This window comes from Psychroflexus sp. ALD_RP9, assembly GCF_017311165.1.
GTDB lineage: Bacteria > Bacteroidota > Bacteroidia > Flavobacteriales > Flavobacteriaceae > Psychroflexus.
Window position 1 is genome coordinate 2176317 of record NZ_CP062973.1, and the last position, 15145, is coordinate 2191461.

The window sequence follows — 15145 nt, forward strand, 5'->3', positions numbered from 1 at the left end:
AAGTACACTATTTTTTTTATATTCCCTAATTTAAGATTGTATTTATGCTCTTATTTTCTGATTCAGAATTAGATCTAGATACAAGTTAATTTTATTTTTCAACTCTTTACGATGCGTAATAAAATCTAAAAAGCCATGTTCTTGTAAAAATTCAGCCGACTGAAAACCTTCTGGTAAATCTTTTCCTGTTGTATCGCGTACAACACGCGGACCAGCAAAACCGATTAAGGCACCAGGTTCTGAAATATTAATATCACCTAACATAGCAAATGAAGCTGTTGTACCGCCAGTTGTTGGGTCAGTACAGAGCGAGATATAAGGAAGTTTTGCTTGAGCTAATTGTGCTAATTTAACTGATGTTTTGGCTAATTGCATTAATGAAAGCGCAGCTTCCATCATCCTAGCACCACCAGATTTTGAAATAATCACTAAAGGTGTTTTATGTTTTAGGGCATAGTCTACAGCTCTAGCAATTTTCTCACCAACAACAGACCCCATCGAACCACCGATAAATTTAAAATCCATTGCACAAATTACAATGTTTTTTCCTTTTGATTTTCCTACAGCTATTCTTATAGCATCTTTAAGTTGGGTTTTTTCTTCAACTTCTTTTAAGCGATTTTTGTATGTTTTAGTATCCTCGAATTTAAGAGGATCTTTTGATGAAATGTTTGCATCAAGCTCTTTGAATTTATTATCATCAAAAAGTATTTCAAAATATTCTTTACTTCCAATTCTTACATGATAACCATCTTCTGGGCTCACATAAAAATTATTGGCTAATTGTTCAGAATCTACAATTTTGCCGGTAGGTGATTTATACCATAAACCCTTAGGGACATCTTTTTTGTCTTCAGTGGCAGTTCTAATTCCTTTTTTCTTTCGCTTAAACCAAGCCATACTCCAAATTTATAAAGTATTAATATTATTTAAATCTTTAAATGCTTTTTTGAGGCGTTCTACAAAAGTCTTTTCGCCTTCACGCAACCATTTTCTTGGATCGTAATGTTTTTTATTAGGGACATCATCACCTTCAGGGTTACCTATTTGGCTTGCTAAATAATCAGCTTTAGACTTCATGTAATCTCTAATGCCAACTGTAAAAGCGTACTGTAAATCAGTATCGATATTCATTTTGATGACACCATAACCAATTGATTCTTGAATTTCTGCTTCTGTTGAACCACTACCACCGTGGAATACAAAGTCAATATGATTGTGCTCTACATTGTATTTTTTTGAAATATAGTCTTGTGAGTCACGTAATATGGTTGGTGTCAATTTTACGTTTCCTGGTTTATAAACACCGTGAACATTACCAAATGCAGCTGCTATTGTAAATTGATCAGATATTTTGCTTAATTCTTCATAAGCATAGGCGACTTCTTCAGGTTGAGTGTATAGTTTTGAGACATCTACATCTGAATTATCAACGCCATCTTCTTCGCCTCCTGTAACACCTAACTCTATTTCTAGGGTCATTTCCATCTCTTTCATTCGGCCTAAGTAGCGTTTACAAATATCTATATTTTCTTCTAAAGGTTCTTCAGAAAGGTCTATCATATGAGAGCTAAACAAAGGTTTCCCGTGTATCTTGTAAAATTTTTCGCCTTCATCAAGCAAGCCATCTATCCATGGTAGTAATTTTTTTGCACAATGGTCTGTATGTAAAATTACTGTTGCACCATAAGCTTCTGCAAGATCATGAACATGCTTTGCACCAGTAGCTGCGCCTAAAATAGCTGCCTGTTGTTCGTCATTAGATAAACCTTTACCAGCGTTAAATTGAGCACCACCGTTAGAAAATTGAATAATTACAGGTGAGTTTAAACTAGCAGCGGTTTCTAATACAGAGTTAATTGTATTAGAGCCAACGACATTAACTGCAGGTATTGCGTAATTATTTTCTTTTGCGTGGTTAAAAATTTCTTGAACCTGATAACCAGTTGCAACTCCTGGTTTGATATGATGTGCCATAAATTATGAATTTTAAATTGTAAAATTAAGAAATTATAATGGTCTAAAACGGATAATTGATTCCAAAATTATAAATGACATTACTGAAGTTGTAATTTTTAAACCATTTTTGATCGACGTTTCCAGGGTTGTAAGTTTTAAATCCTAAATCGACCCGAAGTACAAAAAAGCTTAAATCATAACGTAAACCAAATCCTGATGCAATAGATAAATCTTTCAAATCTTCTAAACCATCAAATCGTGCATCTGGGTCGTTAACATTATCTAGTGCATTCCAGATATTACCAGCGTCTACAAAAAATGCAGAATTTAAATTTCCAAATAAATTAAAGCGAAATTCAGCATTAAAGGCAAGCTTAAAGTTTGCTTCATTAAATTCGTTGATGCCATTGGTTTTACCAGGCCCTAAATCGTATGGTCTCCAACCGCGATTGTCATTAGGACCACCAGCAAAAAAACTTTTTGCAAAGGGAATTGAGTTACTGTTCCCTAAAGGTATGGCAATCCCTGCAAAAGCTCTAGTGGCTAAAATTTTTCCATCGTCAAAATCCCAATGTTTAATGAAACTAAGTTCAGGTTTTATATATTGAGAAAATTGAACATTAAAAAGATCATAATTACCGTTTTGATTTTCATTTAAGTTCAGTGGTTGTGCTAGTAATGACAATAAATTACCAGATAATTCAATTCTTGCCCTAAATTGTGAAAAATCATTATCATAAATACTTTTCTTAGAACTGAAGTTATAGGTGTAGTTTGATGCTACAATTAAGTTGTTTTCAGTTAATCGTTCCTGCCGTTCTATAATTGCATTCGCATCTGTTAATTCTTCAGCTGTTAACGAAATTTGTTCAGATTCTATTAATGAAATAAATTGATTGGTACCTGAAGGAATTAATAAATCACCAGAATCGCTGAATAATTCATTTGAAACTTGAGCAGAATTAGTTTGTGCAATCGTATTGAGTTGTTGAAATGAGTTATTAAAGACGTTAAAGTAATTTTGGATATTCAAATGATTTACAAACTGAACATTAATAAGGTCAATGTTATTAGTTATATTCTTTTTTGGTTTCCAGTTAATACTATAAGTTAGGTTGAAGTTCCTCCGGTCGAGACCAATGTTTTTTTGAGAGCTAAAACCAAGACTATAACTTGTAAAAGGAGACATATCACTTTTTATAAATCGATCTGTATTGAATGGAAATATAATTCTTGGAAAGCTTAATCTCAAATCAAAACCATACTCAAAAATATCAAAAAACTGATCGTCCTGAGAGGCATCTTTAGATGAGCCAAAATTTCCACGACCCGATAATTCAAGTGTTTCAGCATTTTTAAACAAGTTTCTTGCAAGTAAAGAACCGTTAAAACCGATCCCAAATTCTTGAATATTGCTCTGTGAAGCATTGGTCTGAAGGTTAAGTGAGAAACGTTTTTTAGGTGTTAAAAATATATTAGATATTAGTTTAGTTGAATCTTCAGGGTCAACGACGTACTGAATATTTGGATATTTAAATATTCTTGTATTGTAAATTCTATTGTAGGTTTTACTATTTTGGTTATCACTGTAAAGCTGGTCTTTTTCAATAAAAATTAAATCAGACAAAACTTCTGGCCTGACATTTACTTTTTTTCCAAAACTGTAAAAATTATAATTTTTAAAGCTTATACTATCTTGAACCCTTTGTGTGTTAATGTTATTTTTTAAATCTGTAATAACATTTACTTCAGCGATTTTATAAGCGGTAAAATCAATTTTAACAGTGGTGTCGGTTAATCGTTTATTTCGGTTATCAATAACAAGTTCGAGGTTAATTTTATGGTCTGTATTTATTGTATCTGCATAATAGCTGATATAATCTTGTTCAAAATTATAATAACCATGATTTCTTAGGTAGTTTGTAATTCGATTACGTTCCTTTTCAAAATTTTCAGTAACGAAAGGTTCATTTAATTTTATAAAAGACTTTTGTTTAGTCTTATTAATTATTGAGTCTATACTTGGTGTTGCAATACGTTGTGAAATTGAGTCTATAATGGTGACTTGACCAGGTTTTATTTGATAACTAATTTTCGCTGTTTGGTTAACGGAGTCTCGTTGTATATCATGACTAATTTTGGCTTCAAAAAATCCATGATTCCAGTACCAAGCTTTCAGTTTATCTTCAGAGTCTAAAACTAAATCTTGGTCAAGTTTAACCGGAGGTTCACCAGATTTTTGAATCCCTTTATTCAGGTTGATATAAGAGTCTCTAAGCTTATCTAATTGTTTCTGTGAAAGCCATTTAACTAAACGTTCTTTTCGCTTAGGCTTGTTGTTTAACCAGCGATTAAAATCATCTTCAGGTTTTTGTTTTGCTAAATTATAAATATGGAGTTTTAATGGTATTCCAAAAATTTTAGAGTTAGGCTTAGTTAAGGTATATTTATTTAATCGGGATTTAAATTCAGTAGTGGTGTCTAATTCTATAACAGACGATTTTATTAAAAATTCATTTTTTTCCAGATGTTTGATTGAATTACAAGCTGAAAAAAAAATCAATATGAATAGAATTGATATTTTTGTCATCGTATTCACAGTAAATGATTTCATTTTATGCTTAGTAAAAGTCAAATTAAATTAGTTAATAGTTTAAAACATAAAAAATTTAGGCAAAAACACCAATTATTTATTGTTGAAGGCGTAAAAGTAATCAAAGAAATTTTAAAAAGTAACTTAGAAGTTGAAGCTTTATTTGCAACAGTTGACTTATTCTCATTTAATTCAGAAAACTTTTATTTAATATCAGAAACTGACTTAGCCAAAATCAGTGCTTTGTCAACACCTCAAGTTGCCTTAGCTTTAGTTAAAATTCCTAATAAGAAGATAAATGTTCATCAACAAAAGAGCTTAACTGTTGCTTTAGATGGTGTTCGAGATCCAGGTAATTTAGGAACAATAATTCGTTTGTGTGATTGGTTTAATGTTTCAACTTTAATTTGTTCTCCCGATACTGTAGATTGTTATAACCCTAAGGTTGTACAAGCAACAATGGGTTCTTTAGCGCGAATTGATGTTGTTTATGAAGATTTAAAACAAGTTTTAACTCAAACCAATTTACCGATCTATGGCGCTTTTATGGAAGCTAAATCTATTTACACAAGTCATTTAAAGCCAAATGGAATTTTAGTTATGGGAAACGAGGCTAATGGTATTTCTAATGAAATAGAAAATTTAATTACTCATAAAATTAGTATTCCTAAGTTTGGTTCTGCTGAGGTCGAGAGCTTAAATGTTGCCACAGCTACATCAATTATGTTAAGTGAGTTTAAGCGAGGTCAATTTATTGAAAAGTGAAGTTAATAAAAATACCTCTGGATTTCATATGTGCAATGTTTGAAGTCCAAGGACTGTTAGGGTCATTATCTCTCACTAATTCATCAGTTAATCCAAAAACACCGCGAATAGACGGTGAAAATTTAAAATATTCTAGATAAAAGTCAATACCAAAACCAACTTCTAGGTTTACAACATTTGTTTTCATTCTAAATTCTCCAGCGCTATTGTCGTCTGGATTGTCTTCATTACTAGATAAATTATGAGATATTGAGGCACCACCGACTAAAAAGGGTTTGAAGTTATTAATTCGCTTTGAAGAAAATTTTATGAGTAACGGTATGTGAACATAAGATGACTTTACTTCTCTAGTTGCCTCAAATTCTTCACTAAATCCTGGAAACGCCAAAGTTCTATTGGCAAAAGCAACGCCAGGCTCAAGTCGTAAATCTATGTAATCGTTGATTCTTAAATTTCCAACTAAACCAACATTAAATCCCATATTTCTAGTCACTAGAACTTCAGCATTAATCTCTTTGTAGCGGGTATTAAATCCATAATTATTAAAACCAAGATAATAGCCCCAAGACCAACGCTTTTTATCTATATTTTCTCGATTTAAAACACGTTCTTTCGAAAATAACTGTGCTTGAGATTGGTAAGTAAAACATACTATAAGTACAAATAATAACTTCTTCATGAAAATTATTTTGATGCTGTATAAATTGTTGCTGCCCCGAAAGTTTGAGGCTTAAATTCTACATTTGTAAACCCGTTTTTTTCTAAAATATTGCATAATTTCTTACCGTATGGAAATTTAGATGCGCTTTCGCTTAAATATTGATACGCACTTTTGTCTTTAGAAAACAATCGGCCAATCATTGGTAAAATAAATTTTGTGTAAACAGCATAACCTTGTTTAAATGGAAATTTACTTGGGACAGAAGTTTCTAAAATCACAAAAACCCCATTTTTTCTTAATACTCGTTGAATTTCAGATAAGCCTTTATCTAAATTTTCAAAATTTCTAACACCAAAAGCAACCGTAATAGCATCAAAACTATTATCGCTGTATGGCAGTTTTTCAGAATCGGCTTGTACCATTTCAATCCGATCTTGTAATTTTTTCTGATTAATTTTTTGTTGCCCGACACTTAACATTCCAGCTGAAATATCTAATCCTACAATTTTTTCAGCTTCAGAATCAGCAAGAGCAATTGCAAGGTCACCCGTGCCAGTAGCAATATCTAAAATGCTTTTCGGTTTAGAGTCTTTTACTATTTTGATTACTTTTTTACGCCAAGCTAAATCTGTACCAAATGAAATTACTCTATTTAAATCGTCATATCCAGTTGAAATATTATCAAACATTTGTTCAACCTGCTGCTTTTTCTTTAACTCAGAATTTTTATAAGGTTTTACTTCTTTTGCCATCAAGACTTTTTCTGCAAAGATAATTTTTAAATACAATCTAAATATTTTATACTTTAATTTTCTCATTCTCTTAATAATATCTGTTAAATTTGCTGTATGAAAATATTAATTGCAGGAGCAGGAGAAGTTGGTTATCATCTTGCTAAGCTTTTCTCTTACGAATCTCATGATATAACATTAATCGATGTAGACGAAGAACGTTTAGCTTATGCTGATAAGCATCTAGATATTAGAACATTAGAAGGCGATGCTACCTCACCAACCAAATTGATAGAAGCCAATGTTGAAGTTACCGATTTGGTAATTTCTGTAACTTCAAACCAATCAATAAACATTACAGTTTGTGTGTTTTCTAAACAATTAGGTTGTAAGCGAACAGTCTCTCGTGTTTCAAACGACGACTTGATTAAAAATAAAGATCGCTTAGATATCAAGAGTTTAGGTATCGATGAGGTTATTTCACCTGAAGCTTTAGCTGCCGAAGAAATGCACTTATTGTTAAACCAATCAGGTTTTACAGATACCTTCGAGTTTGAAAATGGCGCTTTAAAAATGATAGGTTTAACCTTACGATCTAAAGCAGCATTTATAGGTAAAACTGTACAAGAAGCTGCTAAAGTTTATCCAGGTATTCATTTTGTGCCAATAGCCATGCAGCGTTTTGGTACTCAATATACTATTATACCACGAGGCGATACTGAGTTTAAACGTGGAGATCGTGTGTATTTTGTCACCGACGACGAAGGTCTTGAAGAGCTTTATAAACTAACAGGAGCTGAAAAAAGAGTTATAAAAAATGTTATGATTTTAGGCGGTAGTAATATTGGCCGAACTTTAGCAAGCCAATTGAGCACCAATAATTATAACGTGAAGCTAATTGAAAAAAATGATAAAAAGGCTTTACAAATTGCTGACAGCCTTCCTAATATATTAGTTATTAATGAAGATGGCAGAAACGTTGGACTACTTGAAGAGGAAAATATTGAAAAGATGGATGCTTTTATCGCAGTTACCGAAAACTCTGAAACAAATATCATGTCTTGCTTGGTAGCTAATACTAAAAACGTTAAAAAAACAATCGCTTTAGTTGAAAATATGGATTATTTTCAACTGAGCCATAACATTGGCATTAACTCTTTAGTCAATAAAAAACTTATCGCTGCTAATAATATTTTTAGATACATTCGTAAAGGAGATTTAGTGGCTATGACAAAGCTTAATAACATGAATGCAGAGTTAATGGAGTTTAAGGTAAAGTCGACTTCCTTAGTTTGCGGAAATAGCATTGCTGAAATTGATTTTCCACGAACAGCTGTTGTTGGTGGTGTTATAAGAAATGGTAAAGGAGAAATAGCACTTGGTGATTTTGTGGTTAAAGAAGATGACCATGTCGTGGTTTGCTGCTTACCAAAATCTATTAAACGTGTAGAAAAGCTTTTTTGTTAATGTATTCTATTAATTACAAAATAGTTTTTCATACTTTAGGATTAATCCTAATTTTTAATGGTGCCTTTATGTTAATTCCAACATTAACAAGTTGGTATTATGGCGAGGCAGAAACTTTAGGGATTGCTTCAGCAGCTATTACTACATTATTTGTAGGCTTTTTAATAATGTTTGTAACGCGCTTTCACGACAAATCAATTCAGCAGAAAGAAGGTTATTTAATAGTGACTTTCAGTTGGATTTTCATGGTAATTAGTGGTATGTTACCTTATATTTTCACGAAATCAATTCCACAAATTACTGATGCATTTTTTGAAACAATGTCGGGTTATACCACCACAGGATCATCAATACTAAGTGATATAGAAGTTTTACCTAAGGGTATTTTACTTTGGCGAAGCTTAACACATTGGATTGGTGGTATGGGAATAATAGTCTTAGCGGTTGCAATTTTTCCCTTATTCGGAATTGGCGGAATGCAGCTATTTTCTGCTGAAGCACCAGGTCCAAGTGCAGATAAATTGAAGCCCAGAATAGCAGATACAGCTAAAAGATTGTGGTTAATTTATCTAGGTTACACAATTGTTGAAGCTATTTTACTCAATATAGCTGGCATGACACTTTTTGATGCGGTTAATCATGCATTAAGCACATTATCAACTGGAGGTTTTTCTACCAAAAATGAAAGTTTAGCTTATTGGAATGATCAGCCAATGATTCAATACATTATCATATTATTTATGTTTTTAGCAGGTACCAACTTTGTTGTGAGTTACTATGGATTTAAATTGAATTTTAAAAAAGTATTGGCTAATGAAGAATTTAAAGTTTTTACAATTTTTGTTAGTGTTTTTACAATTTTAGCGACATTATTAATTTATTTTCAAGCTGATGTAAGCTTGTCTTCAGTTCATCATCCTGAAGTTCTTGGTGCTTTTGAAAGTGCTTTCAGGCATGCTATTTTCCAAGTTTTGGCTATTATAACCACAACTGGATTTGTCTCTGCTGACTATACAATGTGGGTGCCATTTTTAACAGTAATGTTTTTTGGTTTATTTTTTCTTGGTGGCTCTGCTGGTTCTACCTCAGGTGGCGTTAAAGTTGTAAGACACCTTATTATGATTAAAAATGGAATACTCGAATTTAAACGAATATTGCATCCCAATGCTGTTTTACCTGTAAGGTATGCTAAACGTGCTGTTAATTCTCAAATTGTATATAATATTCTAGGTTTTTTCATCTTGTATATGCTCTCGTTTATCATTGGAGCTGTTGTGCTTGGTGCTTTAGGTCTAAACCTTGAAACTGCTATTGGAGGTGCTGCATCTTCACTTGGTAATGTAGGGCCAGCTTTTGGTAAACTAGGACCTGTTGACAATTACTCAGCCTTACCAAGCGCAGCTAAATGGTGGTGTAGCTTCTTGATGCTTATTGGCAGATTAGAATTATTTACCGTACTTATTATACTAACACCATTTTTTTGGCGTGATCGATAACAATGTCTCTATAGATTTTTTCAAAATTTGAATACTAAAGTATGAGTTTCGGTGCTGGACATACACAAGATATGATTAATCGTATAAAGCAAAACAAAGCTCAACTTTTGTCTAAGCGAAAAAAATTTAGAGAAAATAATCGAGAGGGAATTTACATCAACGATAAAAAAACAAAAGGATTAAATTCAAAACCAATTTCTAAAAAGAAACTAATTGAAATTAAAAAGGAAATTCGTAAAACTGCAAAAAAAAATTATAAACGAGAAATAATTATTTATATAATTTTGTTTGCCAGTATTCTCGTTTTATTACTAAGTCTATTGTTGTGGTTAAATGAATCGCCAACAGTTCTTTATGATTAATTATCCAAAAAAGCAGGCGTGTTCATCTTGTTTTAAAACTTCTATAATTTTGTCTATTCGATTTGATTCTGGAAAGGGTTGATATAACTCCCATTTTCCATTAGAGCGCATCCAATAGAGCTTCCAGATTTGTTTGGATTTAATGAATTGGATTTTAGCAAATTCAAATCGTTCTTTAGTATCTGGATTTCTCCAGTTTGGTCTAACTTGAAATAGTTTGAATACCTTGTTTGTAAAAGTATAGTTAATATCAACTTCTTTTCTAATCTCAGGATCTTCAGGCCTAATTGATTCAATATAATCTTTGACTAAAGATTCATTGATGTCTATGATATCATCTTTATTATACATTTATTTAATTGAATTTATAAATCCTTTAATAGCCAACTTGTTCAGGTTCGCCGTATTCTCGCTGAAATAAATTATGTTCCTTAATCATTTTAGCAGTTTGCTCTGGCAGAGCGTCTTCCCAACCTTCATCACCGTTAGAGATCATTTGTAGTATTTGTCTAGAAAAGATTCCAAGAATATCTTGATTATAATTTTCTACATCAACTACACGACCATTATTTTTAAAGAACTTATACAACTCTTTCATTCTAGGGTGAACTTTCAAGTTTTGGCTTGTTGTAACTTCACCTGTATTTGGATTTTTATAAGGATAAAGGTAAACACGTAAATCTTTAAAAAACAATTTCCCGAAGGCTTCTAAAATTCCACCACTTAAATGTCTGTAATATCTTTCGTCAAAAATATCAACTAGGTTATTAACACCCATAGCTAATGCCATGCGTTCTTTAGTATAATTTGAAAAATACTCTACCAATTTGTAATATTCCTGAAAATTAGATATTAAAACCGTATGACCTAATGAGCAAAGAAGTTTTGCACGATCCATAAAATCTTCTTCATCAATCTCGCCTTCAGAGCGTAGGTTAGATAAAGTAATTTCAAAAATTACTTGAATATTATTTTCATCAACTTTATTTTCTTTCTTGAAAATTTCAAGTGATTTTTCGTAGATATCTTCGTTTACCTTTGTAACTGGTCTAAAGCTACCGCGTAGTGCAAGAACATTTTTCTTGTAAAGAACCTTAGCAGGAAGAACGTTATTACCGTCTGGAGAAAACATGACGGCTTCAGTCATATTATATTTAAGTAATTGTAGACTCATTAGGCGGTTATCAACATCTTTAAATTGAGGCCCTGAAAAGTTAATTGTATCAACCTCTATTTGATCTTTATCAATATGGTCGTATAAGTCTTTTAAAACTTGTTTTGCATTATTATGTGCATAATAAGCTGCATAGACCAGGTTTGTTCCTAAAATTCCAAGTGTGTTTTGTTGTAAACGAGCATCATTTTCTTTAAACCTAATATGAAGTACAATTTTGTTGTAATCACCATTAGGTTCAAGCTGGTATTTAATGCCAACCCAGCCATGACCTTTATATCTTTTAGCAAAATCAATTGTAGCAACAGTATTGGCGTAAGTAAAAAAAAGTTTGTTAGGATGTTTATCTCTTGAAATGCGCTCTTCAATTAATCGTGTTTCATGATCGAGCATTTTATGGAGTCTACTTTCGGTTACGTAGCGTCTATCAGGTTCAGTTCCATAAATGGCATCACTAAAATCTTTATCGTAAGCACTCATAGTTTTAGCAATAGTTCCTGAAGAGCCTCCAGCTCTAAAAAAATTCCTTACTGTTTCTTGACCAGCACCAATTTCAGCGAAAGTTCCATAAATATTTTCATTAAGGTTAATTCGTAATGCTTTGTTTTTGACAGATGGTTTGCTTTCAAAGTCTTTATCACCAAGAATTTTTATAGGCATAGCAGGAATTTTGTAAATTTTAAAACAATTACTTAAACTATTACAAAAGTAGTTATTTGTGGGTTCAAACAAAAAATATTCTCTAGTTTTGTGTGAAATCTTTAACTTATGCAATTAACATTTTTGGGTACAGGAACTTCACAAGGAATACCAATTATCGGTAGTCAACATCCCGTTTGTTTAAGTCGTAATCCTAAAGATAAACGTTTAAGAGTTTCGGTTTTAATTGAATGGGATAATTACAGTTATGTGATTGATTGTGGCCCAGATTTCAGGCAGCAAATGTTAGCACAAAATGTGTCTAAGATTGATGGTATTTTGTTTACACATGAGCATAACGATCATGTAGTTGGTTTAGACGACATCAGACCTTTTTATTTTAGACAAGGAAATATTTCAATTTACGCTCATAAACGCGTGGTTGATGCTTTAAAACAACGCTTTTCTTACGTATTTGAAGTCGAAAATAAGTATCCAGGCGCACCAACTTTAGATGTTAATTACATTACTAATCAAGATTTTAAATTAGGAGATAAGCTTGTTACACCTGTTGAAGTTCTACATGGAAATCTTCAAGTTTTTGGTTTTAGAATAGGTGATATGGCTTACGTTACAGATGCTAAAACCATTTCTAAAACTGAATTAAATAAACTTAAAGGTTTAAAAGTCCTCGTAATAAACGCTTTGAGAATTGAAGAGCATCACTCACATTTAAACCTTGACCAAGCGCTTGAAATAGTAGAGTATTTAAAACCTCAACAAACTTATTTTACTCACATTTCTCATCACTTAGGTTTTCATGAAGAGGTTGATGCTCAGCTACCTGAAGGTGTTAACTTAGCCTATGATAACTTAAAAATATCAATTTAAATGAAACGAAATATCTACCTGTATTTATTTGTATTTAGTGCGCTCATTGCCATTTTTATATACTTTAATTTTAAAGCTGTTGTCGATCAACAAAAGTCTCAAATTGATCAATTAAAAGATAAAGTTGAACGTTTGCAGGATGAGAATAGAAATCTACTTAAAAAAATAGAGAATAGTTAAATATCTTTTTGAACTAACCAACGTTTAAAGCTCATAAAATTCTGAGGATTAACACCGTGACCAACGGGGAATTCTTCATAGACGTAATCAATACCTAATTCTTTAAAAATAGCTTCATTTTTACGCGCCCAATCAACTGGAATTACTTGATCTACGCTACCATGTGAATTATAAATTTGAAGCGAGCTGAAATCATGAGATTTAAAATTATATTCTAACATATTTTGGTCTACATAACCACTTAAACCAACAACGTTTTTAATTAATTCAGGATGACTTAAAGCAATGGCAAAGCTTAGTATTGTACCTTGACTAAAACCTAGTAAAGTTATTCTATTGGCATCTACTTTGAAATTTTCTTTAATTTCTTCAATAAACTTAATCACTAAATCTCGAGAGTTTTTAGCTTGCTTTATGTCACTAAATTTACCTTGTGAAGCATCAAAATTTATAGCATACCATGCATTTCCGTAGGGTTGAAGCGCATAAGGTGCTTTGGCTGAAATAATCATGAATTGTTCAGGTAATTCATTAGCGAATCCAAACAAATCATTTTCATCGCTACCATAGCCGTGTAACATGATAATTAGAGGATAATTATCCTTTAGCGTCGATGCCTTTAAGTTGTATGTTAATGATAATTTTGGTTGTTGCATTTTAACCTAATTTATTAAACCATTTTTGAAAATAATCACCAATGTAAGGAATTAGATGATACTTATATTGAACTGCTCCTAAAAAACTATAAAGCCATAACAATAAATAGCTTAAGTAAAAAGCAGAAGTTGCAATCCATGAATTTATTCCTGAAACTAAATAGGTAAATAAAATAAAATATAAATGTATACCTAAACTTTGTTTGTTGTAAAATGAAGCAAACTTATATTTTGGTTCCTGATTCATAAACAAAGCAATAATACAACCAAAAATAGTTAAATGGGCAATTATTGCCGTAGTACGGCCTTTCTTTATAGCGTTAGTTTTCATAGTATTTATTATTTACAAAACTTCCATAGACTTTTCCCTTTAGATGTTCGCCTAAGAAAATGGAATTTTTACAAGTTGATTTTAGCTGTTCTATACTAAAAATATTCTCTTCGTCTGGATTAAATAAGGTTAACTCAGCCATTTCGTTAATACTTATTTTTGGTTGTTTTAGACCATAAATTTCCCAATTTTTCAATAATTGATTGATAGCTAAATCATTTCCAAAAAGTTTGTTTAATGCTGGATAAAAGCTTTCTAGACCGATTGATCCAGTTTCAGAATTTTCAAATTCTAGCTGTTTCAATTCTAAGTTCACTGGTTCGTGGTCAGATGTCACAAAATCAATGCTACCATCTTTAACACCTTCAACTAATGATGTTTTATCATTAAAACTTCTTAAAGGTGGTTTAATTTTATATTTACTATCAAATTCAGCTAAAGCGCTAGTATCAAAATATAGATTATTGAGGCTTGTGCTACAAGTAAATTTTAGTCCTTTTAATTTAGCTTCTCTAATAATTTCAACTGATGTAGCGCATGAAATATAAGGGATATGGACTTTAGCTCCTGTATATGCTAAAAGATCCAAGTCTCGCCTTAACTGAACTGTTTCTGTTAAATGACTGGCTGATTTTAAACCTAGCATTATGCTATTTTCATCTTCATGAACTTGTGCTTTTCCTGCTAAATCATTTTGTTCAGGATAAGCCAATATCTGTCCATTAAATCCTTTGGCGTACTGCAAAGCAACTTTAAATGCATTGGCATTCTGCAAAGCTTTTTTTGTATCATAAAAAGCTACAGCGCCAGCCTTTTGCATGTCAAATAAATCGGCTAAATCTTTTCCATTATGTTTTATGGTGATTGCACCAAGTGGATAAATTTTTAAATCGTGTTTAAAAGCTTTTTTAATAAAATCAATCGCTGATTTATGGTCGTTAACAGGCTTAGATTTTGGTACTAAACCTATACCTGAAAAACCACTTTTTAAAGCGGTTAAAGCGCCGTTTTCAATGGTCTCACGTTCTTCAAATCCTGGCTCACCAAAACTTACTAAAGGCTCAAACCATGACGGTGATACATGAAGATTTTTTAAACGAATTACCTCAGCAGCAGAATGTTTAATAACAGTATCAATCTTGCTAATTAATCCATCTTCAATTAAAATATCTTGTGGGGTTTTGCTAAATGAATTGCCATTCCAAATTTTAGCTGATTTTATAAGATATGCCATAATTTA

The 15145-nt window shown here is 31.8% G+C and carries 16 protein-coding genes; 6 read left to right on the forward strand and 10 right to left on the reverse strand.

Annotated elements, in window-relative coordinates; translation table 11 throughout:
• Nucleotides 1-42: 42 nt before the first annotated feature.
• From accD to IMZ30_RS10270, 3 genes are read right to left on the reverse strand one after another with little or no spacing between them, the layout of a single operon-like run.
• A complete protein-coding gene (accD, locus tag IMZ30_RS10260; protein WP_207038213.1) occupies nucleotides 43-900 on the reverse strand; it encodes an acetyl-CoA carboxylase, carboxyltransferase subunit beta in 858 nt (285 codons plus the stop codon).
• A 9-nt stretch (nucleotides 901-909) separates the two neighbouring features.
• Nucleotides 910-1977: a class II fructose-bisphosphate aldolase gene (gene fbaA, locus IMZ30_RS10265; RefSeq protein WP_207038214.1), complete on the reverse strand. Its 1068-nt coding sequence runs from the start codon at nucleotides 1975-1977 to the stop codon at nucleotides 910-912.
• A gap of 43 nt (nucleotides 1978-2020) precedes the next feature.
• A complete protein-coding gene (locus tag IMZ30_RS10270; protein WP_242529656.1) occupies nucleotides 2021-4549 on the reverse strand; it encodes a BamA/TamA family outer membrane protein in 2529 nt (842 codons plus the stop codon).
• Between the two features lie 27 nt (nucleotides 4550-4576).
• Here IMZ30_RS10270 and IMZ30_RS10275 point away from each other — a divergent pair, with 27 nt between their 5' ends.
• Entirely contained in the window at nucleotides 4577-5317 is a 741-nt protein-coding gene (locus IMZ30_RS10275) for a TrmH family RNA methyltransferase (RefSeq protein ID WP_207038215.1), read from the forward strand.
• Here IMZ30_RS10275 and IMZ30_RS10280 read toward each other — a convergent pair.
• Complete coding sequence (locus IMZ30_RS10280; protein ID WP_207038216.1) at nucleotides 5304-5996, reverse strand: porin family protein; 693 nt, start codon at nucleotides 5994-5996, stop codon at nucleotides 5304-5306. The genes IMZ30_RS10275 and IMZ30_RS10280 overlap by 14 nt on opposite strands.
• 5 nt (nucleotides 5997-6001) lie before the next feature.
• Entirely contained in the window at nucleotides 6002-6730 is a 729-nt protein-coding gene (gene ubiE, locus IMZ30_RS10285; protein WP_207039715.1) for a bifunctional demethylmenaquinone methyltransferase/2-methoxy-6-polyprenyl-1,4-benzoquinol methylase UbiE, read from the reverse strand.
• A 96-nt stretch (nucleotides 6731-6826) separates the two neighbouring features.
• On the opposite strand from ubiE, the gene trkA reads away from it, so the two are divergent.
• Genes trkA through IMZ30_RS10300 form a run of 3 tightly spaced genes read left to right on the forward strand, consistent with a single transcriptional unit; the run spans nucleotide 6827 to nucleotide 10034 of the window.
• The gene (gene trkA, locus IMZ30_RS10290; protein WP_207038217.1) at nucleotides 6827-8176 is read left to right on the forward strand and encodes a Trk system potassium transporter TrkA; all 1350 of its coding nucleotides are present in this window, start codon (nucleotides 6827-6829) and stop codon (nucleotides 8174-8176) included.
• The gene (locus IMZ30_RS10295; protein WP_207038218.1) at nucleotides 8176-9672 is read left to right on the forward strand and encodes a TrkH family potassium uptake protein; all 1497 of its coding nucleotides are present in this window, start codon (nucleotides 8176-8178) and stop codon (nucleotides 9670-9672) included. The genes trkA and IMZ30_RS10295 overlap by 1 nt, the downstream gene beginning before the upstream one ends.
• A gap of 41 nt (nucleotides 9673-9713) precedes the next feature.
• Nucleotides 9714-10034, forward strand: a complete 321-nt coding sequence (locus IMZ30_RS10300) for a hypothetical protein (protein WP_207038219.1) — start codon at nucleotides 9714-9716, stop codon at nucleotides 10032-10034.
• Here IMZ30_RS10300 and IMZ30_RS10305 read toward each other — a convergent pair whose 3' ends face one another.
• Both IMZ30_RS10305 and IMZ30_RS10310 read right to left on the reverse strand, forming a co-directional pair.
• A complete protein-coding gene (locus IMZ30_RS10305) occupies nucleotides 10035-10385 on the reverse strand; it encodes a DUF3024 domain-containing protein (RefSeq protein WP_207038220.1) in 351 nt (116 codons plus the stop codon).
• A 25-nt stretch (nucleotides 10386-10410) separates the two neighbouring features.
• Nucleotides 10411-11868 (reverse strand): TonB-dependent receptor, encoded by a 1458-nt coding sequence (locus IMZ30_RS10310; protein WP_207038221.1) that lies wholly within the window; start codon nucleotides 11866-11868, stop codon nucleotides 10411-10413.
• Between the two features lie 108 nt (nucleotides 11869-11976).
• Here IMZ30_RS10310 and IMZ30_RS10315 point away from each other — a divergent pair, with 108 nt between their 5' ends.
• Together IMZ30_RS10315 and IMZ30_RS10320 are read left to right on the forward strand one after the other, a co-directional pair.
• Complete coding sequence (locus tag IMZ30_RS10315) at nucleotides 11977-12738, forward strand: MBL fold metallo-hydrolase (RefSeq protein WP_207038222.1); 762 nt, start codon at nucleotides 11977-11979, stop codon at nucleotides 12736-12738.
• On the forward strand, nucleotides 12739-12918 hold the full coding sequence (locus tag IMZ30_RS10320) for a hypothetical protein (protein ID WP_207038223.1): 180 nt from the start codon (nucleotides 12739-12741) through the stop codon (nucleotides 12916-12918).
• On the opposite strand, the gene IMZ30_RS10325 is transcribed toward IMZ30_RS10320, so the two are convergent.
• Genes IMZ30_RS10325 through IMZ30_RS10335 form a run of 3 tightly spaced genes read right to left on the reverse strand, consistent with a single transcriptional unit; the run spans nucleotide 12915 to nucleotide 15139 of the window.
• Nucleotides 12915-13574, reverse strand: coding sequence for an alpha/beta hydrolase (locus tag IMZ30_RS10325; protein ID WP_207038224.1), 660 nt, complete (start codon nucleotides 13572-13574; stop codon nucleotides 12915-12917). The two genes, IMZ30_RS10320 and IMZ30_RS10325, sit on opposite strands and share 4 nt — an antisense overlap.
• 1 nt (nucleotide 13575) lies before the next feature.
• Entirely contained in the window at nucleotides 13576-13905 is a 330-nt protein-coding gene (locus IMZ30_RS10330) for a hypothetical protein (protein ID WP_207038225.1), read from the reverse strand.
• The gene (locus IMZ30_RS10335; RefSeq protein ID WP_207038226.1) at nucleotides 13895-15139 is read right to left on the reverse strand and encodes a dihydroorotase; all 1245 of its coding nucleotides are present in this window, start codon (nucleotides 15137-15139) and stop codon (nucleotides 13895-13897) included. The genes IMZ30_RS10330 and IMZ30_RS10335 overlap by 11 nt, the downstream gene beginning before the upstream one ends.
• Nucleotides 15140-15145 lie beyond the last annotated feature (6 nt).

Excerpts from the sequence above, each read along its gene's own strand:
- accD (WP_207038213.1), bottom strand. The coding sequence starts at position 900 with ATGGCTTGGTTTAAGCGAAAGAAAAAAGGAATTAGAACTGCCACTGAA.
- fbaA (WP_207038214.1), bottom strand. The coding sequence starts at position 1,977 with ATGGCACATCATATCAAACCAGGAGTTGCAACTGGTTATCAGGTTCAA.
- IMZ30_RS10270 (WP_242529656.1), bottom strand. The coding sequence starts at position 4,549 with ATGACAAAAATATCAATTCTATTCATATTGATTTTTTTTTCAGCTTGT.
- IMZ30_RS10275 (WP_207038215.1), top strand. The coding sequence starts at position 4,577 with ATGCTTAGTAAAAGTCAAATTAAATTAGTTAATAGTTTAAAACATAAA.
- IMZ30_RS10280 (WP_207038216.1), bottom strand. The coding sequence starts at position 5,996 with ATGAAGAAGTTATTATTTGTACTTATAGTATGTTTTACTTACCAATCT.
- ubiE (WP_207039715.1), bottom strand. The coding sequence starts at position 6,730 with ATGGCAAAAGAAGTAAAACCTTATAAAAATTCTGAGTTAAAGAAAAAG.
- trkA (WP_207038217.1), top strand. The coding sequence starts at position 6,827 with ATGAAAATATTAATTGCAGGAGCAGGAGAAGTTGGTTATCATCTTGCT.
- IMZ30_RS10295 (WP_207038218.1), top strand. The coding sequence starts at position 8,176 with ATGTATTCTATTAATTACAAAATAGTTTTTCATACTTTAGGATTAATC.
- IMZ30_RS10300 (WP_207038219.1), top strand. The coding sequence starts at position 9,714 with ATGAGTTTCGGTGCTGGACATACACAAGATATGATTAATCGTATAAAG.
- IMZ30_RS10305 (WP_207038220.1), bottom strand. The coding sequence starts at position 10,385 with ATGTATAATAAAGATGATATCATAGACATCAATGAATCTTTAGTCAAA.
- IMZ30_RS10310 (WP_207038221.1), bottom strand. The coding sequence starts at position 11,868 with ATGCCTATAAAAATTCTTGGTGATAAAGACTTTGAAAGCAAACCATCT.
- IMZ30_RS10315 (WP_207038222.1), top strand. The coding sequence starts at position 11,977 with ATGCAATTAACATTTTTGGGTACAGGAACTTCACAAGGAATACCAATT.
- IMZ30_RS10320 (WP_207038223.1), top strand. The coding sequence starts at position 12,739 with ATGAAACGAAATATCTACCTGTATTTATTTGTATTTAGTGCGCTCATT.
- IMZ30_RS10325 (WP_207038224.1), bottom strand. The coding sequence starts at position 13,574 with ATGCAACAACCAAAATTATCATTAACATACAACTTAAAGGCATCGACG.
- IMZ30_RS10330 (WP_207038225.1), bottom strand. The coding sequence starts at position 13,905 with ATGAAAACTAACGCTATAAAGAAAGGCCGTACTACGGCAATAATTGCC.
- IMZ30_RS10335 (WP_207038226.1), bottom strand. The coding sequence starts at position 15,139 with ATGGCATATCTTATAAAATCAGCTAAAATTTGGAATGGCAATTCATTT.